The organism is Dactylosporangium sp. NPDC048998 (assembly GCF_043197855.1).
Taxonomy (GTDB): domain Bacteria; phylum Actinomycetota; class Actinomycetes; order Mycobacteriales; family Micromonosporaceae; genus Dactylosporangium.
Map to the genome: position 1 here is coordinate 1 of NZ_JBICTV010000021.1, position 22626 is coordinate 22626.

The 22626-nt window shown below is 71.7% G+C and carries 23 protein-coding genes and 1 pseudogene; 9 read left to right on the forward strand and 15 right to left on the reverse strand.

Annotated features, from left to right (window positions below; all coding sequences use genetic code 11):
- Positions 1 to 57 precede the first annotated feature (57 nt).
- Positions 58 to 318: a hypothetical protein gene (locus ACGFI8_RS33220; RefSeq protein ID WP_392810928.1), complete on the forward strand. Its 261-nt coding sequence runs from the start codon at positions 58 to 60 to the stop codon at positions 316 to 318.
- Positions 319 to 462: 144 nt separating this feature from the next.
- Here the strand turns inward: ACGFI8_RS33220 and ACGFI8_RS33225 are convergent.
- From ACGFI8_RS33225 to ACGFI8_RS33250, 6 genes and pseudogenes are all read right to left on the reverse strand, one after another.
- A pseudogene (locus ACGFI8_RS33225) lies at positions 463 to 882 on the reverse strand (cobalt transporter); the annotation flags it as partial.
- A complete protein-coding gene (locus ACGFI8_RS33230) occupies positions 879 to 1145 on the reverse strand; it encodes a hypothetical protein (protein WP_392810780.1) in 267 nt (88 codons plus the stop codon). The gene ACGFI8_RS33230 and the pseudogene ACGFI8_RS33225, both read right to left, overlap by 4 nt.
- Positions 1146 to 1432: 287 nt before the next feature.
- Positions 1433 to 3415: a multicopper oxidase family protein gene (locus ACGFI8_RS33235; RefSeq protein ID WP_392810781.1), complete on the reverse strand. Its 1983-nt coding sequence runs from the start codon at positions 3413 to 3415 to the stop codon at positions 1433 to 1435.
- Between the two features lie 339 nt (positions 3416 to 3754).
- Entirely contained in the window at positions 3755 to 4387 is a 633-nt protein-coding gene (locus ACGFI8_RS33240) for a cation transporter (RefSeq protein ID WP_392810782.1), read from the reverse strand.
- Between the two features lie 12 nt (positions 4388 to 4399).
- Positions 4400 to 4747, reverse strand: coding sequence for an ArsR/SmtB family transcription factor (locus ACGFI8_RS33245; protein ID WP_392810783.1), 348 nt, complete (start codon positions 4745 to 4747; stop codon positions 4400 to 4402).
- Between the two features lie 212 nt (positions 4748 to 4959).
- Entirely contained in the window at positions 4960 to 5160 is a 201-nt protein-coding gene (locus ACGFI8_RS33250; RefSeq protein ID WP_392810784.1) for a hypothetical protein, read from the reverse strand.
- 73 nt (positions 5161 to 5233) lie between these two features.
- Between ACGFI8_RS33250 and ACGFI8_RS33255 the strand changes: the two genes are divergently transcribed.
- The 3 genes from ACGFI8_RS33255 to ACGFI8_RS33265 are packed head-to-tail and all read left to right on the forward strand — an operon-like array spanning position 5234 to position 6783.
- Positions 5234 to 5572, forward strand: a complete 339-nt coding sequence (locus tag ACGFI8_RS33255) for a PadR family transcriptional regulator (protein WP_392810785.1) — start codon at positions 5234 to 5236, stop codon at positions 5570 to 5572.
- Positions 5569 to 6594 (forward strand): DUF1700 domain-containing protein, encoded by a 1026-nt coding sequence (locus tag ACGFI8_RS33260; RefSeq protein WP_392810786.1) that lies wholly within the window; start codon positions 5569 to 5571, stop codon positions 6592 to 6594. The genes ACGFI8_RS33255 and ACGFI8_RS33260 overlap by 4 nt, the downstream gene beginning before the upstream one ends.
- A 45-nt stretch (positions 6595 to 6639) precedes the next feature.
- Complete coding sequence (locus tag ACGFI8_RS33265; RefSeq protein WP_392810787.1) at positions 6640 to 6783, forward strand: hypothetical protein; 144 nt, start codon at positions 6640 to 6642, stop codon at positions 6781 to 6783.
- A gap of 62 nt (positions 6784 to 6845) precedes the next feature.
- Here ACGFI8_RS33265 and ACGFI8_RS33270 read toward each other — a convergent pair whose 3' ends face one another.
- Entirely contained in the window at positions 6846 to 8198 is a 1353-nt protein-coding gene (locus tag ACGFI8_RS33270) for an MFS transporter (RefSeq protein ID WP_392810788.1), read from the reverse strand.
- On the opposite strand from ACGFI8_RS33270, the gene ACGFI8_RS33275 reads away from it, so the two are divergent.
- Together ACGFI8_RS33275 and ACGFI8_RS33280 are read left to right on the forward strand one after the other, a co-directional pair.
- Positions 8089 to 8427 carry a CapA family protein gene (locus tag ACGFI8_RS33275; protein WP_392810929.1) on the forward strand — a complete coding sequence of 113 codons (339 nt, stop codon included), beginning with the start codon at positions 8089 to 8091 and terminating at the stop codon, positions 8425 to 8427. The two genes, ACGFI8_RS33270 and ACGFI8_RS33275, sit on opposite strands and share 110 nt — an antisense overlap.
- 262 nt (positions 8428 to 8689) lie before the next feature.
- Positions 8690 to 11740, forward strand: a complete 3051-nt coding sequence (locus tag ACGFI8_RS33280) for a hypothetical protein (RefSeq protein ID WP_392810789.1) — start codon at positions 8690 to 8692, stop codon at positions 11738 to 11740.
- 181 nt (positions 11741 to 11921) lie between these two features.
- Here ACGFI8_RS33280 and ACGFI8_RS33285 read toward each other — a convergent pair whose 3' ends face one another.
- Complete coding sequence (locus ACGFI8_RS33285) at positions 11922 to 12692, reverse strand: class I SAM-dependent methyltransferase (protein WP_392810790.1); 771 nt, start codon at positions 12690 to 12692, stop codon at positions 11922 to 11924.
- A gap of 352 nt (positions 12693 to 13044) precedes the next feature.
- Between ACGFI8_RS33285 and ACGFI8_RS33290 the strand changes: the two genes are divergently transcribed.
- Positions 13045 to 13647, forward strand: a complete 603-nt coding sequence (locus ACGFI8_RS33290) for a GNAT family N-acetyltransferase (RefSeq protein ID WP_392810791.1) — start codon at positions 13045 to 13047, stop codon at positions 13645 to 13647.
- Between the two features lie 138 nt (positions 13648 to 13785).
- On the opposite strand, the gene ACGFI8_RS33295 is transcribed toward ACGFI8_RS33290, so the two are convergent.
- The 4 genes from ACGFI8_RS33295 to ACGFI8_RS33310 form a co-directional block, all read right to left on the reverse strand.
- Entirely contained in the window at positions 13786 to 14853 is a 1068-nt protein-coding gene (locus tag ACGFI8_RS33295; protein ID WP_392810792.1) for a hypothetical protein, read from the reverse strand.
- A gap of 5 nt (positions 14854 to 14858) precedes the next feature.
- On the reverse strand, positions 14859 to 15464 hold the full coding sequence (locus ACGFI8_RS33300; RefSeq protein ID WP_392810793.1) for a SigE family RNA polymerase sigma factor: 606 nt from the start codon (positions 15462 to 15464) through the stop codon (positions 14859 to 14861).
- Positions 15461 to 16582 (reverse strand): hypothetical protein, encoded by a 1122-nt coding sequence (locus ACGFI8_RS33305; RefSeq protein ID WP_392810794.1) that lies wholly within the window; start codon positions 16580 to 16582, stop codon positions 15461 to 15463. Before ACGFI8_RS33305 ends, ACGFI8_RS33300 begins: the two co-directional genes overlap by 4 nt.
- A 222-nt stretch (positions 16583 to 16804) precedes the next feature.
- The gene (locus tag ACGFI8_RS33310) at positions 16805 to 17431 is read right to left on the reverse strand and encodes a Pr6Pr family membrane protein (RefSeq protein WP_392810795.1); all 627 of its coding nucleotides are present in this window, start codon (positions 17429 to 17431) and stop codon (positions 16805 to 16807) included.
- A gap of 48 nt (positions 17432 to 17479) precedes the next feature.
- On the opposite strand from ACGFI8_RS33310, the gene ACGFI8_RS33315 reads away from it, so the two are divergent.
- Together ACGFI8_RS33315 and ACGFI8_RS33320 are read left to right on the forward strand one after the other, a co-directional pair.
- On the forward strand, positions 17480 to 18445 hold the full coding sequence (locus ACGFI8_RS33315) for a GNAT family N-acetyltransferase (RefSeq protein WP_392810796.1): 966 nt from the start codon (positions 17480 to 17482) through the stop codon (positions 18443 to 18445).
- A gap of 37 nt (positions 18446 to 18482) precedes the next feature.
- Positions 18483 to 18938: a hypothetical protein gene (locus ACGFI8_RS33320; protein WP_392810797.1), complete on the forward strand. Its 456-nt coding sequence runs from the start codon at positions 18483 to 18485 to the stop codon at positions 18936 to 18938.
- Positions 18939 to 19021: 83 nt separating this feature from the next.
- Here ACGFI8_RS33320 and ACGFI8_RS33325 read toward each other — a convergent pair whose 3' ends face one another.
- From ACGFI8_RS33325 to ACGFI8_RS33335, 3 genes are read right to left on the reverse strand one after another with little or no spacing between them, the layout of a single operon-like run.
- Positions 19022 to 19345, reverse strand: a complete 324-nt coding sequence (locus ACGFI8_RS33325) for a hypothetical protein (RefSeq protein WP_392810798.1) — start codon at positions 19343 to 19345, stop codon at positions 19022 to 19024.
- The gene (locus ACGFI8_RS33330) at positions 19342 to 19866 is read right to left on the reverse strand and encodes a DUF6232 family protein (protein ID WP_392810799.1); all 525 of its coding nucleotides are present in this window, start codon (positions 19864 to 19866) and stop codon (positions 19342 to 19344) included. Before ACGFI8_RS33330 ends, ACGFI8_RS33325 begins: the two co-directional genes overlap by 4 nt.
- 57 nt (positions 19867 to 19923) lie before the next feature.
- Positions 19924 to 22548: a CHAT domain-containing protein gene (locus ACGFI8_RS33335; protein WP_392810800.1), complete on the reverse strand. Its 2625-nt coding sequence runs from the start codon at positions 22546 to 22548 to the stop codon at positions 19924 to 19926.
- Positions 22549 to 22626: the final 78 nt, after the last annotated feature.

Genomic DNA, 22626 nt, shown 5'->3' on the forward strand with positions numbered 1-22626 from the left:
CCGCAGGCCGACCAGCTCGTCTTCAAGGCCCTGCAGACCTACTCCGACGGCGACGTCGTGCGCTGGATCGACGAACCCGCGCCCGGCGCGGAAGCCGATCACCCCGCCCCGACGCTGAAGCTGGCCAAGTCCGCCACCGCCGGCGGTGCCGGCACCACGACCAGCACCGCGGCGCAGGACGCCGCCGCGACCATGAACAGCGGCAAGAACGACACCGATGGTACCGCCGTCGGGCTCGGCGTCGCCGGACTCGTCCTCGGCCTCGCGGGCCTCGTCGCAGGCGCCCTCGCCTACCGCCGCGCCGGCCGCACCGCTTAGCCCCGGCGCGCCGCCGACCGGCCGGACTCGTGGTTCGGCCGGTCGGACCGCAGTCTCGACAGCGCCGGACCCATCATCGATGGGACGGGTGAACTCAGCTGACGGCAGCAATACAAGGCCGGGCCGCTTAGCCTCGTCGTGGTCGTGGTCGTGGCTGTGACCGTGGTGATGGTGATGATGGCCGTGGCCGCGCACATGCCGGCGCACCATCCACAGGCCGGTCGCGAGGACAATCAGTCCGGCCGCCACCTGCAGCCAACTCGTCAGCTGCTCCATGCGCAGGACGTCGGACAGGGACAGGAACGTCCATGCAACGCCGATCACCAAGACCGACAGCGTGTGCATCACCGCGACCGAGCCGCCCAGCCAGGCGGCATCCCTGATGCGACCGCGGGAGCCGGCGAGGTACGCCGCGGCGAGGCTCTTGCCGTGCCCGGGAGCGACCGCGTGGCCCGCGCCGGCGAGGAACGCGAGCAGGAACGCCAGCAGCGGTACGCCTGGCGCGTGCATGAGCTCCTGCAGCCGGTCCGAGGCGGACGCGACGAACGTGGCGAGCGCGGTCATGCCAGCACCTCCCGCCGGCGTCCGCGGAGCCGGCGGCACACGAGGAGTGCGGCGACCGCGGCGAGCAGGACGCCACCGATTACGGCCGCGATCTGGCCGGCGGCGCTGCGGCCGAGGCCAGGACCGGTGCCGCCCGCCGCGGTCGCGCCGGCGAGGTTCCGGTCGGAGGCCGCGATGACCGCGGGGTCGGTGTACCGGTAGTCGACCGCACCCCCGGGGGTGACCCGGTCCTGCGGCAGCAGCCGGGTCGGCGGCCAAACCACGAGGTGCTGGCCGCCGCCGGCGCATGGGGCTGTCCAGCACCGGGTCGTCGCCGGTGCTGGCCGTGATCTGGTTGATCTCCGCGAGCCGCGTGTCCGGCACACAGGCGGGTGCTCGGCAGCCGTCGGCGACTGCGCGCCGGTAGAGGGCACCGTAACGCGGTGATCATGACCCAGACAGCTCTGAACCAGGGCCCGCCCGACCAGCGCTCCCACCTTCCAGCCGCCGCCCCGCTGGCACGTGGCCAGCAGTAGCCGCCTTCGACGTCGACGCGTGTGCAGCGCCAGGGTCATTCCGGGTGGTTGACGGTTCCGGACCCGGTCAGGAATGGGCTCGTGACCCCGGTGTAGCCGAGGTGCAGGATCATCCCGTTGGCGGCGTGTTCGAGGTTGTGGCAGTGATCCATCCACAGGCCGGGGTTGTCGGCGCGGAACGCCACCCGGTAGGTCTCGCCCGGGCCGACGTCGAGGGTGTCGACCCACCACGGGCTGCCGGTGGTCGCCCGGCCGTTGCGGGACAGCACGAGCATGTGATGGCCGTGCAGGTGCATCGGGTGGTGCTGGCCGCTGCGGTTGACGTAGGTGACCTCAACCAGGTCGCCATCGGCGACCATGAGCATCGGCACGTCCGGGAACGAGGCGCCATTCAGCGTGTACAGCACCGCCGGGTGGCCGTCGTAGAAGCCGAGCCGCTCGTCGACGCGCAGGGTGAACCGCCGGTCGAAATGGCTGCTCGTCCCGAACGCAGTCGCGGTCGGGGTCCCGTAGCGGGCCGGGTCCAGCACCGCCGGCGCGGCGGTACGGTCCGGGCCCGCGTCGCCGTGCGGGCTGTAGACGATGCTCGGCCCGTCCGCGCGCAGCGTCACCGGCCGGTCGGGCATGGTGAACACCACGTCGTAGCGGGCGCCGCCCCCGACGAGGATCCGCACCCCGGGCAGCACCCCCGGTTCGTGGACGTCGGTGCCGTCGATCGCCACGACGCGGACCGGGGTGCCGGTCAGGGTGAAGGTGGCGGGGTTGCCGTCGGTGTTGACCAGACGCAGCCGCACCTGCCGCCCGGCGGGCACCGACCGCCGTTGCACACCGGTGGCCAGGCCGAGCGTCGCCACACCGTCCTCGCCGCCCCAGGTGTGCCGCAGGACCGTCTCGTCGACCGTGTCGTCCTGCGCTGGAGCATCGGCGGGCAGCACAACCAGGGCGCCGAACAGGCCGCGGCGGACCTGGACCGAGGACATCTCGTGCGAGTGGTACCAGTACGTGCCCGCCTGTAGGGCGCGGAACCGGTACACGAAGCTGGCCCCGGGTGCGACCGCGTCCTGGGTCACCCCGGCCACTCCGTCCATCGCGTTGGGCACGTCCACGCCGTGCCAGTGCACCGTCACGCCGACCCCGGGCAGCCGGTTGACCAGCGTCACCTCTACCAGATCGCCCTGCCGGACCAGCAACTGCGGGCCGGGCGTGACGCCGTTGAACGTCCACGCCGTCACTCGCATGCCGGAGTCCAGCCGCACCGTGGTCTCCTGCGCCGTCAACGTGAACCGGCGCACCGCCACATCCCCACCACCCGCGGAAGCCGTGGTGTCCGCGCCGGTCAGGTCGGTCACGCTGATACCGCCATGGTGCTGATGCCCCGCCGCGGTACCGCCGCCGGTGTCCGCGGCACCGCCGGTCATGCTGCTGCGCGCCGGCAGGACGCTCGCCGCGGACAGGCCCACCGCCGCCGCGGCGACCAGAGCCATACCAACAGCTGCCCGCGCCGCAGTACGCCACCATCCGACACGCGCGGGTACGTGATCGCGCCGGAGCGTCCGGTACGCCCATCTCATCGCCGACGCCCCGAGGACGGCGAAGCCGACCACAACGGCGGCGCCCGCACCAGCCAACTGTGCCACGGCCGCGACGAGCACGACACCGACCGCGCCGACCACCGCAGCCACGCATGCCGGGCCACTCCCATACCGCACCGGCGCCTCGCCCGACGGCTTCCTGGCCGAGCGCAGCCACACCAGGTACAGCGTGGCCGCTACCGCCAGCGTCGGCGCCACAAACACCAGACGAGGCCCGGCGAATTCCCACCCCCAGGGCAGCAGCAGCACCCCGGCGACCAGCCGCAGCACAGCCCCACCGATGAACAGCGCGAACGCCGCCGCCAGCAACCGCGGCCTTGCGGTCTGCCCGACCTGCAGGCCTGGAGCGGCCCACCACGCCGCCACGGCGACGGGCAGCTGCAACAACGCGATCACCATGTCGGTGTAGTGAACCCACAGAAACACGCCATCGCCTCCACCCGCACGCCGCGGGTGCGCCCCGTGCCGCCCACGTCATGCGGACCATACCCCGCGGCACAGCACCGGCGAACCGATCCTCTGGGGCATTGGCGGCCGTCGAATAATCGGCCGCAGCGTACCTCACCACCGGGGACATGCTGGCGTGTCGACGTTCGCGATATTGGCCGAGGCCAGGTTCATGTCAACTTCGAGGACGGTGACCGATCCTTCCCGGCTTGCGCTTTCCGTCCCGGCCCTACCGCGCCAGCACGAATGGGAATCAGGCCGAGTAGCCCGACCCACGGCGACGGCAGCGGCGACCGTGCCGAGCATCTGATCCACGGCTCAGTCTTCGCCACGCCAGGCTTCGATGCCTTCCCACACGCACAGCGCGGCGATGGCCAGTGCGACGACTGGGTCGAGCCACCACCAGCCGAACAGGGTGTTGGCGAGCAGGCCGAGCAGGACGCCTGCGGCGAGGTAGCCGCAGATGAGGTTCTGGGTGCCTTCGCCGGCGACGGCTTCGGAGTCCAGTTGTGTGCCGAGCCGCTGCTTCATGATGCCGAGGATGGGCATGACGGCGAGGGAGAGCGCGGACAGGGCGATGCCCAGCCAGCTGGTTTCTGCGTGCTCGCGGCCGATGAGCTTGCTGATGGCTTCGTAGGCGACGTAGGGGGCGAGGAGGAAGAAGCTGACCGCGACCGCGTATTGGGCGCGGCGTTCGGCGGTTTCGGACAGGGTGCGGCTGCCGGTGAACCGCCACACGATGATGATGCTGGCGAGGGCTTCGATGGCCGAGTCGATGCCGAAGCCCAGCAGGGCAACGGATCCGGCGAGGATGGCGGCGATGACAGCGATGGCGCCTTCGAGGCCCATGTAGGCCAGCGACAGCCAGGACAGGTGCTTGGCGCGGGTCGCCGCGCGTTGCCATTGTGGGCTGCCGTGGGGCAGGGGGACGATGCGGGCTTCGGTGGTCACCGGTGTGCCTCCTCAGCAGTCTGGGGTGCCGTAGTTGGGGCACAGGCTGATCTGCTGGCCGGTGGTGGCGAGCAGCCGCTGCGCGGCGGCGAGCAGGTCGAGCAGTTCCGGTTGGGCCAGGGCGTAGAACATCTGGCGGCCCTCGGGGCGGGCGGTGACCAGACCGCAGTCGCGCAGGCAGGCCAGGTGCCCGGAGACGGTCGATTGGGCCAACCCGAGGATGCCGGTCAGGTCGACCACGCGGGCCTCGCCGCTGGCGAGGTTTCGCAGGATGGCCAGTCGCGTGGGGTCGGCCAGCCCGCGAAACAACGCGCCGGCGGCGGACAGGTCGGCACGGTCGCAGACGCGCGCAGGATTCATCGCCACAACCCGATGATATCGCCAGTCTCCGCTTCTGTGCGGGCTGGTGCGCCCGGGCTCAGGTCGGGTTGGCCAGCCGGGGTGCCCGCAGGTGCGCACGATCCGCAGCCCACAGCAGGTTCCTCCAGCAGGCGCGGTGCTTGTGAGGTGGTCGAGGGCCGCGAACGACGGCACGTCGGCGAGGGGTGAGCGCTCAACAGCGACATCGAACGTCACCTGAGGGCCGCCACCGCGGCGTCCGGGCCGCCGCGCCAGATGGTGCCGGCCTCGGCGAATCCGGCGTCGACGAACCGAAAACCGGCTACGGCGGGCCGGCCACCGCGCGCCGGGGTCGAAAGGTTGCAGCCCTCCGCCCTGCTTGTCGAGGCGACCGGCACCAGCAGGGACGCGGTTCCGTCCGGCGTGTACGACATCATCATCCCGGCCCCGCTGGACCAGCACAGTCCCCGCCGTTCAAGACCTTGCTACGCAAGGTATCTTGCTTGCATGGACAACGCGCGCGAGCGGATCACCACCAACATCCGCAAGGGCGTACTGGAGTACTGCGTGCTCGCGCTGCTCTCGCAGCGCGACATGTACGGCCTGGAACTGGCCGACTCGCTCGTCGCTCGCGGCCTGACCGCGAGCGAGGGCAGCCTGTACCCGCTGCTCGCCCGCATGCGGCAGGCGGGCAGCGTCGAAACCCACTGGCTGACCCCCGAACAGGGGCATGCCCGGCGGTACTACGCGATCACGGCCCAGGGACGGGCGCAGTTGCGCGTGTTCGCGGCGGTATGGCGCGACATCCAGCCGCACGTGGACGAACTGATAGCGGAGGAAGCATGACCAACGACGCCCTACCCGACGCGGCAGAGACCTACCTGCGGGCGCTCCGCGTGGAGTTGTCGGACGCGCCATCCGACACCGTGCGCGAGATCATCGACGATGTCCGCGCGCACATCGCCGACGCCCTGGACAGTGGGCGGACCATGGACCAGGCTCTGGCCGGTCTCGGCAGCCCGCAGGCCGTGGCGGGGCAGGCGCGCGAGGAACTCGCACTTCCGAATGGGGCTCTGGACCACGCGGCGCGTGCCGGCCGGACCCTACGCGCGGTCGCCGTGGCACTTGGCGTGCTGACCGCTGTGTGCGTGAGCTTCCTGCTGCGGTCCACGGCGCTGCCACTGCATCTGACCCAGGCCGGTCCTGACGAGCAGAGCATCATGCAACGGTACGGCCCCGGGCTCGCGATGCTCACCCTGCTGCCGGCGCTCATCGCGGCCGCGCCGTTCGCGCTGCCCGCCAGGGCGCGCGGTGTGGCCGGGGTCGTCGGCGCAGTGGTTCTCACCGCGCTCACGTTCGTCTCGGGCGAGATCGGCCTGTACTACTTCCCGCTCGTGCTCCTGCTCTGGGTGGCGACGATCGTGCCGTCGGCGGTGCGGCGTGGGATCGGCCCGGTCGCCGTACGGTCGTGGCACCTCGCCGCCGCGGCGTTCGTGGCCCTGCCCGGACTCCTGGCCGCGTCCTCGGCGGCCACCGGCACAGTCGGTCTGGACTGGGTCGGTGTGGCGCTGTGGGTCGTCGGGCCGCTCGTCCTCGGTGTGCTGTGCGCGTGCGCAATCCGGGCGGGGTACGCCGTGATCGCGCTGGCCGGTGCACTGGTCATGATCCTCGCGATGGTCGAGCCTGGCTTCCTGTTCGCGGCCTTCTGGCTATTCGGAGGGCTGTACCTGATGATCGGGGCCAGCGGTTTCGTCGCGGTGCGGGCCGGGGCGCGCAACCGGGTCGAGCAACGACCTCCGGCGGCTCGACGGCCCCGAACCCCCGACCGCCGCTCGTCGAACTGCGCTCCCTTCCAGGAACCCACGTAACCCGGCGACATCGGCTTGCGGTCTTCTGGAATTTCCGCCGGAGACTTGACCGGATGGGCCAGCGCCGATCCCGGAGTCGGCATCGGGGCGGTGGCGGCGCTACGCGCCGAGATGGTGGGCATGGCCGACGCGCTGCCCTCGGCGGACTGCTGCGACGATCCGGACTGCCCGCCGGACTGCGGCTGCTGACCACATACACCCTTGTGGTCCGTCGAGCGCGCCGACGGACCACACCTCGATGCCGAGCCGGCTCAGCGTGCCGGCCGGGCGGTGATCGTGGCGGCGACCAGGGAGGCGGCCATCCACACGGCGGCGTACCCGAATCCCACCGCTGGGGAGATGGTGGCCCACAGCAGGCCGACAACGGCGGACGAGACGAAGTCGCCGCCGGCCTGGACCACGCCGAGCAGCCCGAACCCGCTACCCCGCAGCCGATCCGGCAACGCACCGGCGACCAGCGTTGACTCGGCCGTTTCGGCCAACCCGATCCCGGTACCGGCCAGAGCGAACGCGACGGCCAACACCGGCCACACACCGGACCCGGCGGCCAGCACGGCGTACGCGGCAATGTAGACGGCGGCGCCGGCCGCGAAGACCGGACGGGGACCAACACGGTCGACCAGCGCACCACCGGCCAGCGAGACAGCGGCGGCGACCGCGTTGTGACCCGCGTATATCAGGATCGCCAGCGAGGTGGCCGCCGTCAGATCTCGGCCGTTGGCGTGCAGCAGGTCGGTGGCGCGTAGGATCAACAACGTCGTGGCGATGTTGCCGCACTCGAACAGTGCCACCGGTACCAACGTGCGGGCCAGCCCGGCCGCTCGCAGTTCGGTCAGGTTGAGTCGCAACCGCCGCCGTCCCACCGGCGCGGCCACCGCACGGCGGGCCTCCCGGGCGGCGAGGGTGATCGCGACCGCGGCGAACACACCCGGCACAGCGGCCAGCAACAGCGTCTCCCGCACCCCGACCACAGCAACCAGCACAGCCGCGAGCAGCGGCCCGACCAGGGCGCCGAGGTTGTCCCCGGCCCGTTCCAACCCGTACGCCTTCCCGTACCCGGTGGGCGGGGCGAGGGAGGCCAGCAACGCATCCCGAGACGGGGAACGCAGACCGCGAGCCACCCACGACCCGGCCCGCAGGATCGCGACCTGCCACACCGCCACGGTCAGCCCGATCGCCCCGCCAAGCACGGCGGTGCCCAGATAGCCGCCTCGCGCCAGACGGGCACGCATCGACGGATCGTCCGCCAGGGGTCCGCCAGCCAGCTTCGACACCCCGATCAGCGCATCAGACGCGCCCTCGATCAGCCCCAACGCGCCCGCACCGGCATGCAACGTCCCGGTCAGAAACGACGGCAGCATCGCCGTTGTGATCTCGTGGCCGGCATCGGAGAAGAAACTGGCCGCCCCCACCCCGCCCACACCCGGAGTCAGCCACCGCACCGATCCAGCGCCGACCTCGCCCGGAGCGGTGAGGTCCCCCGCGAGCGCGCTGATCTGGTGGTCGTGTTCAACCGTTTGGGGCACCGAACGCGACTCGTGCCCCAACGCCGACCAGAAGCAGTTCGCCGCCCCGCTCGCCGACGCCGGCGCCGACATGGTCATCAGCGCGCACGCACACGTGCTGCAGGGCGACGGGTGGCTGGGCCGGACGTACCTCACGGGAACATGCCCCCGACTGCCGACAGGATTCTGCCCGCTGTCGGGCGGTTGGACGGCCGCGGTCGGACGGCCGGGGTACACGGCGCCGCAGCCGCTTCGGCTCCACAAGATCCTATGTTTACCGATACGCCGTCGAACAAAAGCGACGGTTTCCGCGTTGATTGCCGGTTGACAACCGAGATACATCCAATGTCTACTCGACCACGTCGGCGTACATGGTTCATCCCTTCCTCGTTCGTCCCCCCACGTCTTGAGGAGCGTCGATGCAAATCCGATGGCGTCCCGCCGCGCTGGCTTCGCGGAGCGCGGCCGCAGTGCTCTCGTCCCTCGGCCTGGCAGTGACCACGGCCAGTGCCGCCACCCCGACCGTGCGGCACGCCGCACCCACCCGCGGCGGTCGAGGCGCTGCGGTCCGATATCTTCGGAAGGCAACGGTGGCCGGTGCGGTCTCCGTCGCCGCAGCAGCTGTGTTCGTCAGCGTTCAGGCACTCGCAGCCACCGGGGTGACGCTGTACGCTTCGCCGTCCGGAACGGGAAGTACATGCACGCAGACCGCGCCGTGTTCGCTGTCGGGTGCGCAGAGTGCTGTTCGGACCTCGCTCGCGGCCAACCCCGGCGCCGACGTCAGCGTCCTGCTCGCCGACGGCGTCTACCGACTGTCGAGCACGTGGCAGTTCGGGACCGCGGATTCGGGCAGTGCGGGCCATCCCGTTGTGTGGTCGGCGGCGCCGGGAGCGCACCCGGTCATCTCCGGCGCGACGCGGGTCACCGGGTGGACCCAGGTGGGCACGAGCGGTGTGTGGTCGGCAACGACTCCGTCGGCAAGTGCCAGCCGCCAGCTGTATGTCGACGGCGTGCAGGCGCCGGTCGCCCAGTCCACCCCCGCGGGGCTGGGCATGTCCGGCGGCTGGGTCGGCTCCTCGACCGGGTACAACATCGGCGGCGACTCGGCCGCGAAGGCATGGTTCGGCGGTCTCACCGCCGCGCAGGTCGCCAATGTGGAGTTCGCCTATCCCGGTGGCAACGGCGCGTGGACGGAGTCACGGTGCCGGGTGGCCTCGTACTCGGCGAGCGCGAGCACGTTGACGATGGCCCAGCCGTGCTGGACCAACGTCACGGACCGGGCGGGGTTCAGCCAGGGCAGCGGCGGCTTGCCGTCGATGTCTGTCAACACCATGCCCGCCCGCATCCTGAACGCGCGGAACCTGCTGCTCAGCCCGGGGCAGTGGTACCTCGATGGCCCAGTCAACACGCTGTACTACATGCCGCGCCCCGGCCAGTCGATGTCGGCCGCAGACGTCGAGCTCCCGCGGCTTGAGTCACTGGTCCAGGGCGCCGGTACCCTGGCGGCTCCGCTGCACGACATCACCTTCAGCGGCCTGCAGTTCTCGTATGCGACGTGGAACGCCCCGTCGGCCGGTGCCGGATTCGCCGAAGTCCAGAGCAACCTGCGCATGACCGGCGCCCGGAACCAGGGCATGTGCACGTTCTCCAACCCGGCCGGCAGTTGTCCGTGGGGAGCCCTGACACAGCCACTGGGGAACGTCGCGTTCACCGCCACCAAGAACCTCTCCCTCACTGGCAACAGGTTCTCCGAACTCGGTGGCGCGGGCCTGAGCGTGATGTACGGCGCCTCGAACACGCTGATAGACAGTAATGAGTTTACGGATATCGCCTCGACGGCACTGCTGTTGGGATGCACCTACGACCCGCTCCCGACCGACCCTGCGCAAGCCGCGGGGATCAAGCAGAACTGCACGCCGAACCCCTCGGCGGTGGCCGGCGACGCCATCGGTACCAACGAGATCCTGACCAATACGACCGTGTCCAACAACGTCATTCACCACATCGGCACGGACTATTCCGCTGCCTGTGGCATCACGTTGCTGTTCTCCCAGGGTACGACCATCCAGAACAACAACCTGTACGACTTGCCGTACACCGGCATCACCGCTGGCGTCATCCAGGGCCACGTCGACCAGGCGAGCACGCCGCAGAATTCGACAAACATCAACAAGAACAACACGATCAAGAACAACATTCTCCACGACTACCTGTCGGTGCGCAGCGACGGCGGCGCCATCTACGTCGAAGGCCATCAGGCCCAGTACGTGTTCCAGTCCGGCACCACGACGGTCGACCCGGTGGCCACGCTGGCGCAGGGCCTGCAGGTTACCGGGAACATCGCGTACAACGGCGGCAACACCAACTTCACGTACTACGACGACGCCGGATCGGAGTGGATCAACTGGCAGGGCAACGTCGCGTTCAACCACGCCGGAAGCGCGGCGCAGGGCGGATGCAGCCCGACCGGCCACTTCTGGATCACCGGAAACTTCTTCGCCGCCGGCACGCAGTCCTATCCCTGCGCCGCGCCGGTCGACTCGAACGCGAGCGGCAACACGACCATCGCCGACACTCCCGGGGTCGGCGTTGTCCCGAACGCCAAACTCACCGCCGCCGGGATCAGCCTCACCGGCACGGGTCCGGCTGGCGCACGCAGCCCGCAGATCTTCTACGTCTCGCCGACCACCGGCGTCACGCAGGTGCTCGTTGCGGGCGAGGGCTTCACGTCCAACACGCCCGTGTATGTCGGCAGCACGCAGGTCAGCAATGTGGCGCGCTTGTCGAGCGGCTTCCTGATCGTACCGATCACGCCTGGCACACGGGCCTCGCTCATCGGCGTGGGCCAGCCCGTCACGTCGGAACGGATCAACGACACCGACCCGTCGATCAGCTACACCAACTTCACCCTCGCCAGCAATCGGGGGCTCGGTGACTACCAGGATGACGTCCACTACGCCACAGCCAACGGGGCGACCGCGACGTTCACCTTCACCGGAACCGGCATCCAGGTCTACGGCGAGCAGAACACCGATCAGGGCAACATCGGTGTGCGCATCGACGGAGGCACCCAGACCACGGTCAGCACCGTTCCCAGCGACGGAACGCGACACTCCAACGTTGCCGTCTACAGCCTCACCGGCTTGACATCAGGGACGCACACCGTCGTGGTCACCAAGCTGTCCGGCACCTACAGCACCCTCGACGGATTCCAGGTCTCGGGGCAGTCCGGCCCGACGAACCCGCAGTCATCGATCAGTCTGCGATCGCACGCGAACAGCAGGTACGTGTGCGCCGACAACGCGGGAAGCCAGCCGCTCATCGCCAACCGCACGGCCATCGGGCCGTGGGAGACATTCGACGTGCTGGACGCAGGCAACGGCGCCATCGCGCTGCGCTCACACGCGAACAACCTGATCGTGACCGCAGAAAACGCCGGAGCGCAGCCGCTCATCGCGAACCGGACCACGATCGGGCCGTGGGAGACATTCCAACTCATCCACAACACCGACGGCAGCGTCAGCCTCAAGGCCATGGCCAACAACCAGTACGTCACCGCCGAGAATGCCGGCGCCCAGCCGCTGATCGCCAACCGGACCGCGATCGGCCAATGGGAGGAGTTCGATCTCATCAACGACTGATTCCCCAAGCCGCCGTACCGGCTTGAGGCTCGGTGACGATGTCGCGGAGGACGGGTGTGGGGAAGGTCGCCTGGTGTCCGATGAGGACTCGGTGAGGGCCTTCCCCGCCCTGCTCGTGCGCTGCGCCACCAGTGCACGCCCTCGGCCACCGTCCACCCCAGCTGCTTCGCCGGCACCCGCGCTACGCGCTGGTCCGCAGGATCGCGTAGTGGGCGGGCACCTCCACCAGCGGGCCGCCCGCGCGCAGCGGCACCGCGTAGATCACGGCGGGCCCGCTCTCCAGAACCCGCCACCCCTCCGGCGGAAAGTGGGCCGCGACCTCGGCCTGGCCGAAGTGTCTTGGTCGGCGGACACCCGCGGTGATCACACTGCGCATCGCCGGGGGTATGCCGGTCCCCGTGATGCCCTGGAGGCGCAGCAGGTCCAGCGGGTTGCCGCCAATGTTGGTCTCACAGACATAGGCTGTGCCGCGAGTGCCCAGCATCGCGGCAACGTTCCGCACGACGGCGGAGCAGGCCTTCGGCCCGACGATGTGCAGCATGCCACGGATGTGGACGTTGACATCACCGAACTCCGCATGGAGCCGCTCACCGAGCCCGTCCTCGGCGGCGTCGCCGACCCGGAACTCCACACCCTCGCCCGCGGTGGCGCTCGCCCGCGTGATCGCGGCGGCGGCACCATCGATGCCGATCACCCGAGGTGCGAGCTGGGTCAACGTCCCGATCTGGCCGCCGTTACCGCAACCAAGGTCGATGATCGGCAATGTCAGGTCGGCGTGTGCACGCAGCCGCGCGGCCAGCGCCTCCGCCTCCGCGCGCTCGCCGGCGTCCCAGAAGATCTCGCCGTCGCGGACCCTGGACCAGTACCGCTGCCAGGCCCGTCGCTGGTCACGCGGCGCAGCCAGGCCGTGCATCATCAATTGCGGGATCGACAGGTACGTGCGCCAACTCATCGACGGTCCTCCTTGCCGATGGGCTCGTGCCAAGAGCAGAGTGAGCTTAACCAACCATGGCCGCCCGCGGGCCCGGAGCTCACGGGCTGATGAGTGTGAGTGTCAGCGTGCTGGCTCCGGCGCAAAGACGGCGGTCGGCGGTTAGCGACGTTATGCCAGCAGGATCCGCTGTCGTAGGAGTGCGAAGCCGGCCGCCCGGGCTCGATCCGGCCGTCGGTCGAGGGGGATCACGACGTCCGGGTCGTGGTGGGGCGGGTGCTGGTCGAGGCTCTGATGTGGGCGGTGTTCGTTGAAATGCTGTGCGTGCTGAGCCGACCGCTCGTGCCCGACGGCGACGGATAGGATCTTCGGTATGAATGGTGCGCTGCGGATACGGCCGGCCGCTCCGGCCGACACCGATCTGGTTACCGGCATCATCACCGGCGCGTTCGCGGCCGATCCGCTGTGGTCGCATGCGTTGGCCCGCCCGGATGGCGACACCAGCTTCCATCCGGCGTACTGGCGGCTGTTTGTCGACGGCGCCTTGCGCTACCCCACCACCCGGTTGGCCGGCGATGGCCAAGCGGTCGCCGTCTGGATCCCACCCGGGGGCACCGAATTCACCGACGAGGGCGAGGCGGCACTCGAGGCGCTCGTCGCCGACCACCTGTCCGGCAAGGCAGCCGAGCTCACCGCGCTGCTCGAATTGTTCGCCGCGGCCCGCCCCGCTCAGCCGCACTACTACCTGACCCTGCTGGGCACCCACCCCCACCATCGCGGCCACGGCATCGGCATGGATCTGCTGCGGGCCAACCTCGCCGAATGGGACGCCGAGGGTGTGCCGGCGTATCTGGAATCGTCGAACCCGGCCAACAACAAGCGGTACGCCGGCGTCGGGTTCCGGCCCCGCGGCGGGTTCGCCTACCCCCACGGTGGACCGGTCGTCACCACCATGTGGCGCGAACCGGCCCACTGACGGAGGCAGGGCGCCGGCGGACGAGGCAGCGTGGCAACGAAAGCCCTCGGCCCACACCGTCACCCTGCAACCCGCCGTCCGACCGAGCCCGCGAACGTCCAACAGCGAGGACGCGGCGATGGCGAAGCAGCTCGGCGGCTATTTGCAGGTCCAGACCACGTTGCGCGGGTCGGGCGGGTTGTCGGCCTGCAGAGTGCTGGTGATCCGGGTGCCGTCGAGGCTGACTTCGCCCATCATTCCGAAGGGCCGCTCGGGATCGGTGGGTAGCCACGTGACGGTGCCGTTGACCCACACCGCCGGGTGCGGCGGGGCCAGGTCGGGCGCCTCGCCGAAGATCCGCCCGAACTTGTCGACCCTGCGCACGAGGATGCCGCTGACGTGGTCGAGCGAGCCGGTGCGCACGTTCCACCGGGCGGATCCGCCGACGATCCAGTCGCCGTTCACGTCGGCCATCGACGTGTCGCCCCCGACCGTGGGCAGGTCCCGGCGGCTGCCATCGGGCAGCCAGGCGACCGCGCCGCTCACCGTCCGGCCGTCCACCACGGTCTTGTAGGCCGCGGCGACCATGCCGTCATCGGTGATACCGCCGAGGGTCGCCGTCGCCCTGGGCAGCTCGAAGACGGTGAGGGCGGGCGGCATGGCCGCGGGCCACACCGCGACCCTCATCCCGGACAGCTCGCCGCTCGGGCCGGCGAAACCGAGCAGCACGACGACGTCGCCGCGCCGATTCATCCGGGCGTCGCGGACCTCGGACGTGCCGGCGGGCAGCGGCATTTCGTGGAAGGCGCCGTCGCGGTAGACCCACGGCTTGTACGAGTCGCCGCCGAGCACGTCGCCGCGGGCATTGACCGCAGTGAACGACGGCGCCAGGTTCGGCGGGGCGGTGACCCGCCGCGGGGCTCCGCCCAGGTACAGGTCGAAGCCGCGGCCGGCCGGGATGGCCCAGACCTTGCCGTCGCGGTCGCTGTGGACGCCGCTGCCGAGGCCGCCCGGCTCGCCCGGGATCGGCTCGTCCGCGAACGTGCAGGTGCCCAGCGGCGGCGCGGCGGGCGCCGGCCCGGTCCGCGCCGGGGCGGCCGACGCCGCCGGCGAGCCCGTCTCGGACCGCCCGTGCGCGCGGTGGATCAAGGTCACCGCGCCGACGACCGCGAGGACCGCCACGCAGCCGGTCACCGCCGCCAGCAGGCCCCGCCGGGGCCTCGTCATCTCGTTCACTGCCCTCTCCGCTCGTCGCCGGGCAGCCGAGCCGCCCGGTCCCCGAGGCGCCTGCGCAGCGCGGCAAGCCCATCGGAGGTCTGACTCTTGACCGTGCCTTCCGAACAGCCGAGCAGCTCCGCGACCTCCGCCACCGGCAGGTCGCACAGGAACCGCAGCACCAGCACCGCCTGCTGGCGCGGGGGCAGCCGGCGCAGGGCGGCCCGCACGACCACCCGCTCGTCGATCGGCTGCCCCGTGACAGCCGCTCGATCGGGCAGGCGCTCGCTGAGCAGCACCCGCGACCACAGCCGCCGCCGCTCCCGCAGGAACGTGTTGACCACGACCCTGCGCACGTAGGCGTCGACGTTGTCCGCCTGCCGGGCGTGCTTCCACCGGACGAACAGGCTGGTGGCCGCCGCCTGCACGATGTCATCGGCCCGGTCGTGGTCGCCGCACAGCAGCACCGCGAGGCGGCGCAAGCCGGGCAGGCGGGCCTCGAAGTAGGCGATGTACTCCCGCTCGAGCTCGTCGCCGTCCCCGCTGCCGGGTTCCGCCGAGCGCGGCGCCGGCTCCTCACGGGGCACCGAGGCGGAAGCGGCGGGCATAGCGCTGTCGGTCATCGGCACGACCACACCGCCGCGCGCCACTCGCCGGTCGCCTCCACGCCGATCCTGCCGACGATCCGCGACCCGTCGTCGCTGACCGCGGAGATCATCCCGACCCACTCGCGGCCGTCGACCGGCAGCACGCCGGCCTTGCCGTTGGCCCAGTAGCCCGGGTGCGGTGGGGAGAGCTGCGGCTGGTCGCCGTAGACCCGGCCCTGTGTGTCGACGAACCGGGCCCAGATGTCGTCGATCACGTCGATCGCGCCGGTCTTGAGGTTCCACCGCACGCCGCGGGCCAGCACCCAGTCGCCGGTGATGTCTGTCATCAGCAGGCTGCGGGCGTCGGCCGGGACGGGCAACTGGCGCAGCAGCCGGCCGGTGCGGTCCCAGACGACCGGCGCCGAGTCAGACAGCTCGCCGACCTTGCGGTTGACGTAGCCGGCGACGATGCCGTCCTCGTTGATGGCGATGGCGACCGCCGCGTATCCGGGCGGCGTCTGCAGCGACCGTAGCTCCCCGCCGGCCGGCCCGACCTCGCCGTCGGAGATCACGTCACCGTGGGAGTTCGCGCTCTTGACGGTCGGGAGCGGGGTGAACTTCCCGCCGCTGTAGCGGCCGTTGCGCGTCACGAAGTCGCCATTCGTGCCGACCGCGATGACCTCGCCGGTGTCGCCCTGCGGGGCGACGTGCTCGACCCGGCCGCCGACCGAGCGCAGGTAGTCGCCGAACGCGTGGTCGCCGACCGTCTGGCGGCCGACGCCGACCCGCCCTGTGGGGTCGAACACGAACGTCCCCGCGCTCGTGGCGTCGACGCCGAGCACGGTCTCGTCGCCGACGACGCAGGAGACGCCGGGCGTGGCGGGCGCCGTCGCGTAGCCCGTCACCGGCGGCTGTACCTCGAACGGCGTCGCCGACGTCGTCGCCGCGGGCCGCTGCGGCGGCCCGGCGGCGACGAAGGCCCGGTTGACCACCGTGACCGCGGCGAGCACCGCCACGCAGGTGAGCCCGGCGGCCGTTGCCGCACGGGCGCGCTTGCGGCGCCGGCCGGCCCGTACCGCCCGGCGCAGATCCACCTTGCTCGGTGGCAGTTCGTCAATCATCAGGGGCTGCAGCAGCCCCGGCCCGTCACGCATCGTGAGAGCCGCCTCCCCCGCTCCGTCGGATGATCCTGTCACCCTTCAGAGCCCACCGGTCCCCGTTCGGGTTGGGCGCGATTTTCCGCACCGCCGCCCGGCGTCAGGCGGCGCCGGTGGGCGGTGCGGTGGAGGGAACCGTTGCATTACTCGGCGATCCTGGCCCGTTCCGGGGCGACCACGGCCATGATCAACCCGCCCCGGAGCATCCCGGTCTTGATGTCAGCACGATCCGGCGCGGCAGCGGCAATGCCCCGCAGAACAGTAGTGAATGCATCGGTGCGCCCTTGATGAAGGCGTAGCCGCCGACGCCGACCGGCGTGCGACGCCGGCAGCGCCACCGCCCAGGGCCACCAGCAGCAGCGCAAACACCGCCGCGTTCACGGCGACCTGGCCGTAGCCGATCGTCGGGACGTCGAGGAACGGGTACAGGTAACGGTCGGCGGCGGTGCTCCACCATGTCGCCCGCGCCAGTACCACCGCCAGGTAGGCCAGCGGATACGCCAGCCACAGCAGCGAGGCCCAGCGCGGCAACGGGCGCGCCGGCCTGTTGCGGAACCAGTCGATGACCACGAACACCGGCACGGCTACGTGCAGCAGCAGGTTGGCCACGTCAGAGACCGGGCCGCGGGCGGCGGTCGTGTCGACCATCTGGTAGCCGCTCCACGGATTTGCCAGTACCAACACGAAAACCACCGCTGTGGAAGCGATGTAGGCGGTCGTCGCGGTGCGGATCCCGTCGCCCGCGCGCAGCGCGACGACCGCCAGGTAAAGCAGGTCGACCTGGATGGTGAAGAACAGCAGCAACTCGGGCGTAGGCGCGAACAGCACCGACAGCGCCAGCCCCACGACGATCGTCCCGACGGCCAGCCGTCGCCACATGCGCGCTACGCTACCATGATCGATATATCTGTCCTGGATGACATCCGTTCGGTTCTCGCCGCGACGGCGGACCGCGAGCCGGAATCCGGCCTGGCGTTGCTCGGCGACAAGCGTTTCCACTTCTCGCGGTCGCGGCGGACGTTCGTCATGTACGGCCACTGTGGACGGTCGTGGATCGCACTCGGCCCGCCGGTCGGCTCGTCCGACGCCTCGGCCTGGCAGTCCTTCAGCGCCGACGCCTTCGATGCGGGCCGCCGGCCCGCCGTGTACAACGTCGGCGCCGCCGAGATTCCGGCGCTGCGCCGGGCCGGACTGACCTCTCGCCAGGTCGGCCTGGCCGCGCACATCGACCTGCCGCGGTTCACGCCGCCCGGCCCGGCGCGGCGAAGCTGGCAACGCCTCGCCCGCGACCCGTCGGTCACGTTCGAGGTGCGGCCGGGCGACGCTGTCGTCGCCGAACTCCGACCGGTGTCCGATGCGTGGCTGGCGCAGCGCGGCGGGCGGGACATGGGGTTTTCGCTCGGCGGTTTTCTCGAGGCGTACCTCCAGCCGCTGTCGATCGGCGTAGCCCGCCACGACGGGACGGCGGTGGCGTTCGTGAGCCTGTGGACCACAGCGGGCGGTCGCGTGGCGGTGGACCTGATGCGCCACCACCCGTCCGCGCCCCGACGCGTCATGGACTATCTGTTCGTGGAGCTGTTCCGGTGGGCGCGCGACGCCGGGTTCCACACCTTCGACCTCGGCCTCGCCCCGCTCTACGGACTCACCGGCGGGGACCCCCTCGCCCGGGTGGGCCGCCTGGTGTACCGCTACGGCGAGCGCCTGCACCACTTCGACGGCGTTCGCCAGTTCAAGGCCAAGTTCCGCCCACAGTGGACTCCGCGGTTCATGGCGACGGTCAGCGCCCGCGAGGTGCCGCTGGTGCTCTCCCAGGTCGCCTACCTCAGTAGGTCGTCCGGCGCCGGCCGCAGCTGCGGGTAGGCGAGCCGGAACCCGTACCGAAGGAACCCACCTGAAGGTGGTGCCCGGCGACGGCGCGAAACCGATCGAGGTGCCCAGCTGCTACCGGCTGCCCTACCTGGTGCGGCTGCCCAAGCCCGGCACGTACCGGCTGGAACTGACCGGGACCGGCGACTACGCCTTCCACTTCGTCACGGTCAAGCCCCGCACGGTGCCGGCGCGGCTCGGTGAACAGGTCACCGGGCGACTGGAGGTGCCCGGCCGGGTGGACCGGCGAGAGTTCGACGCCGCCGGCGCGAGCACGGTCCGGGTCAGCGGCGGGACCGGGCTGTGCACGGCGATCACGATGCAGGTGTACGACGCCAGGACCGGCGAGCGGCTCGGCCTGGACGTGCCCGCCCCGCTGTGCGACGGGCTGTCCCAGCCGCTGCCGGACCCGGCTGGCCGGTACACCGTCGAGGTGTCCTCACGCGGCGGGGTGGTCGGCGACTACGCCTTCACCCTCGGACGTTGACACTAGCTACGAATAGCCCGAACAGTGACTGCGGGCCCTCTTCGAAGAGGGCCCGCAGTCCTGTCTGAGCAGCCCCGCGGCGCTCACATACCGAGCGCGGCCGTCACCTGACGGACCGCCTGGATGACCGGGGCGCCGACCTGGCCCACCACCATCGCCACCCCCGCGACCGTGCTCAACGCCCGGCGCAGCGTGCCCCGGTCCTGGTCCGGGCCGGCCGAGAGGACGCCCAGCTGCTCGTCGACGAGCTCCCGGTCCGCCGGTGAGACCTGCGCCCGCAGCGTCCGCACGGCCAGCAGCAGGTCGTGGTACGCGCGCGCCGGGTCGGCCGCGCCGTGGTGCTCGATACGGCCGATGCTGTGGGCGCCGTACTGGTTGTACTGGTCGCCGCCGACATAGTTCGTCAATGGGTCACCTTTCCCGTGCTGTTGCGGCCGTACTGGTTGTACTGATCGCCCATGACAATGTTGGTGATGGTGTGCGAGAAGGTCGCCGACGGATCGTTGATCGCCGTGACGATCTCGCGGACCAGGGTGGTGATCAGGCGCTTGTCGGCGCTGATCACCGCTCGGTGCGACGTGCCCGCAGTCTCGATGATCAGGGCCCACAGGCCGCGCCGCAGCAGCAAAGACAGCAGTGCGACGAGGCGGACCAGGATCAGCAGACCGACCACGCCGCCGGCCACCGTGATCGCGAGCTCGGTCTGCTCGTCGGTCTGCAGCACGCCGGTGACGAAGAGCGCCACCAGCGCGACGATGCCGAGCAGGATCCAGAACAGGGTGTACCCGACGAACCGCGCGACGGCGGCCCCCTTGCGGTACACGACCTCGGCGGTCGATACGCGGGCGATGTTCTGCAGCGGATAGGCCTCGGCACCGATCCAGAGGACCCGCTGGCGTACGCCGACCTCGATCGTTTCGGTCTTCATGCGCGCAACTCCATGCAGGACCGATGCACGGGCGCACGATCTGATACGTGCGGCGACTCAGCCCGCGCCGATCGCGGTGAACGAGCAGGCCGTCGCGTTGCCCAAGGGGTCGCCGGCCGCCTCCGCGCGCATCGTGCACAGCGCCTCGGCCATGCTCAGGCCGGACCGCAGGCCGCGGTGCAGGCTCTGCATGAGCCCCGCGGTCGCCTCGTCGTTCACCGGCACGACGCTCGCCACCAGCGCGGCGGTGCCCAGCGGCAGCAGTGCCGCCGCGAGCCCGAGCAGCTCGTCGGCGCCCGACGGGGCCAGCCGCGCGGAGTCGCAGCTGGACAGGACCAGCCGGTACGGCGCGGTCTGCAGCCGCTCGAAGTCGTGGACGGTGACCGGGCCGTCGACCATGTGCAGGGCCGAGAACAGGGGGCTGTCGGCGCGGAAGGTGCCGTGGGCGGCGATGTGCGCCAGCCGGGCGCCGTCCAGGGCGTCCAGCACGCGACCGGCCGTCGCCTGGGCCCGGTCCAGCAGCGTGGGCTGCTCGTACAGCTTCGCGATCGCCGCCACCTCGTCGGGACCGGTCGCCAGGCCCGGCCCGGAGACCAGCACCACGTCGTCGCGCTCCGGCTCGGGCACCGCGCGGGCCCGCAGCCAGGCCCGCGCGGACGGCGCGACGCTCACGGCCAGCGGCCGCAGCACCGGCAGCAGCGCCCACGGCATCCAGTGCAGCCAGCCGGGCGGCACGACGACGATCGGACCGTCCCGCAACCGTCCCGCCGCCGGCCCGAGCAGCAGCTCCTCCAGCCTGCGGCCGCTGGCCTCCAGCGCCGCCATGGTCTCCCGCGGCCGGCGGCCCGCGCCGAACGCGAGCCGCTGCAGACCCGCCCGCGCGAACTCCAGCTCGGCGGCGAGCTCAGCGGTGGGCCCGGCCGCGAAGCGGCGCACCCGGCCGCCACCGCACAACAGGACGTGGAACCGGCCGTCGATGTCGAGCAGCTCGACGAGCTGCCCCTCGCCCAGCGCGTCGAAGAGCACCGGCACCGACAGCGGCTGGTGCGCGCGCGAGCCGTCGCGGGTGCCGTCGCCGGGCCGCCGCAGCGCCCGGGCGCGGATACGGCGCTCCAGCGCGCGCTGGGCCCGCTGCAGTTGCGGCGCGGCCCGCCCTTCGGCCTGCACTTCCTCCAGGCGGCTGCTGATGCCGCGGTACCGCACCAGCTCGGCGCGCAACGTGCGGTCGGGCTCGGGCCGGGCCGGGGGGACGGCCAGCGCGATCGCCCGCCAGCGCTCACCCCAGACCAGCAGCCGGCGGGGCCCGGCGGTGCGCAGGCAGGCGCGCAGGGCGACCGCGGCCAGCTCGGCGCCGCGGGCGGTCGACTGCGCCCGCAGCTCCGAGCCGCCGAGGGTGAGCTGATGGCGCTCCAGGACGTCGAACCCGTGCCGGCACGCCCGCAGGGTGCGTTGCGGCCGGCCGGCGGCCTCCGAACGCAGCGCCTCGGCGAGCCAGCCGGTCGCCCGGGCCAGCGCCGGCCCGTGCGTGCGCGACCGCGCGGCCGCCGCCAGGTGCCGGTCGGCGTCGGCGGGACGGCCGAGCGCGACCGCAGCCCGTCCGGCCAGCAGATGCGCCTGCGCCGCCTCGGGCGAGCCGAGCTCGGCGAGCCGCTCGGCGACGGCGGCGGCCTGGCGCACGAGCGACGGCGCGACGGCCCCGGCGGCGAGGCGGCTCTGCAGGAGCACCAACCGGGAATGCACCGCCCACCAGTCCCGCCGCTGGGCCGCGAACAGCCGCCCCGCCGCGGCCGTGCGGGACTGCGCGGCCGCCGGATCCGCCGCGGCCAGCGCCGCCCGCCCCGCGGCCAGCAGCAGCTCCGCCCGGCGGGTCGCCTGCCCGCGCAGGGACTCCAGCTCCCGCACCCCGGCGTCGGCCACGTCGAGCGCCTCACGGGGAAGGCCGGCGGTCAGCAGTACCGCGCACCGGTCGATGCTCAGGTCGGGCGCCGGCGTGCCGAGCCGGCGATACCGCTGAGCGGCGTCGTCCAGATGCGCGAGCGCGGCCGGCAGGTCACCGGCGCGGAACGCGACGAGGCCACGGTTGTGCACGGCCACGGCCACGTCGTGCTCCTGCTCGGTCGTGGCGAAGAGCCGCTCGGCGACGCCGAGGTCGTCCTCGGCGCCGGCGACCGAACCCTGCGCCAGGTGGATCAGCGCCCGCAGGGTCAGCGCCCGGGCCGTCCAGATCGGGTCCCCGGCCCGGCGCAACACCGGCAGCGCCACGCGCAGGTCGTCGAGGGCGGCGGCGTGCCGGCCGAGCACCCACAGGACACGGGCACGCCGGAACCGTACCCGGGCGGCCTCACCGCCCCCGGCCAGCCGGACGGCGCGGTCGAGCGTGGCCAGCCCGGCCCGGGTCCGCCCGGCGTGGACGAGGGCCACCCCGAACGCGGCCAGGGCGTCGGCCTCCCGCGCCGCCGAACCGGACCGGTGGGCCAGCCGTACGGCGACGCGCAGCCGGGCGACCGCGGCCGAGGCGTCGCCGAAGTCACGCTCGAACACCCCGATCACCTGCTGGGCGATGGACGCGTCGTGCGGCGTCGGGTCGGCGGCCAGCACGCGATGCGCCCCGGCCAGCGCCTCACGAGGCCGGGCGAAGACCATCGGCAGCAGCTCGGCGGGGCCGCCACCGGCATCGGACACACGTCGGATGCGACCGGGCATTCGCCAATGCTATTGCTGTGACCGGAAACGTTGACCGGGTTTTCTGTCGTACCCCTG

What these genes read in the sequence shown, in the direction of transcription:
- ACGFI8_RS33245 (WP_392810783.1), bottom strand. Translation starts at nt 4,747, where the DNA reads ATGAATCCTGCGCGCGTCTGCGACCGTGCCGACCTGTCCGCCGCCGGC.
- ACGFI8_RS33295 (WP_392810792.1), bottom strand. Translation starts at nt 14,853, where the DNA reads ATGACGAGGCCCCGGCGGGGCCTGCTGGCGGCGGTGACCGGCTGCGTG.
- ACGFI8_RS33255 (WP_392810785.1), top strand. Translation starts at nt 5,234, where the DNA reads ATGGACAACGCGCGCGAGCGGATCACCACCAACATCCGCAAGGGCGTA.
- ACGFI8_RS33330 (WP_392810799.1), bottom strand. Translation starts at nt 19,866, where the DNA reads ATGAAGACCGAAACGATCGAGGTCGGCGTACGCCAGCGGGTCCTCTGG.
- ACGFI8_RS33260 (WP_392810786.1), top strand. Translation starts at nt 5,569, where the DNA reads ATGACCAACGACGCCCTACCCGACGCGGCAGAGACCTACCTGCGGGCG.
- ACGFI8_RS33315 (WP_392810796.1), top strand. Translation starts at nt 17,480, where the DNA reads ATGATCGATATATCTGTCCTGGATGACATCCGTTCGGTTCTCGCCGCG.
- ACGFI8_RS33285 (WP_392810790.1), bottom strand. Translation starts at nt 12,692, where the DNA reads ATGAGTTGGCGCACGTACCTGTCGATCCCGCAATTGATGATGCACGGC.
- ACGFI8_RS33270 (WP_392810788.1), bottom strand. Translation starts at nt 8,198, where the DNA reads ATGACCATGTCGGCGCCGGCGTCGGCGAGCGGGGCGGCGAACTGCTTC.
- ACGFI8_RS33305 (WP_392810794.1), bottom strand. Translation starts at nt 16,582, where the DNA reads ATGCGTGACGGGCCGGGGCTGCTGCAGCCCCTGATGATTGACGAACTG.
- ACGFI8_RS33250 (WP_392810784.1), bottom strand. Translation starts at nt 5,160, where the DNA reads ATGTCGTACACGCCGGACGGAACCGCGTCCCTGCTGGTGCCGGTCGCC.
- ACGFI8_RS33300 (WP_392810793.1), bottom strand. Translation starts at nt 15,464, where the DNA reads ATGACCGACAGCGCTATGCCCGCCGCTTCCGCCTCGGTGCCCCGTGAG.
- ACGFI8_RS33290 (WP_392810791.1), top strand. Translation starts at nt 13,045, where the DNA reads ATGAATGGTGCGCTGCGGATACGGCCGGCCGCTCCGGCCGACACCGAT.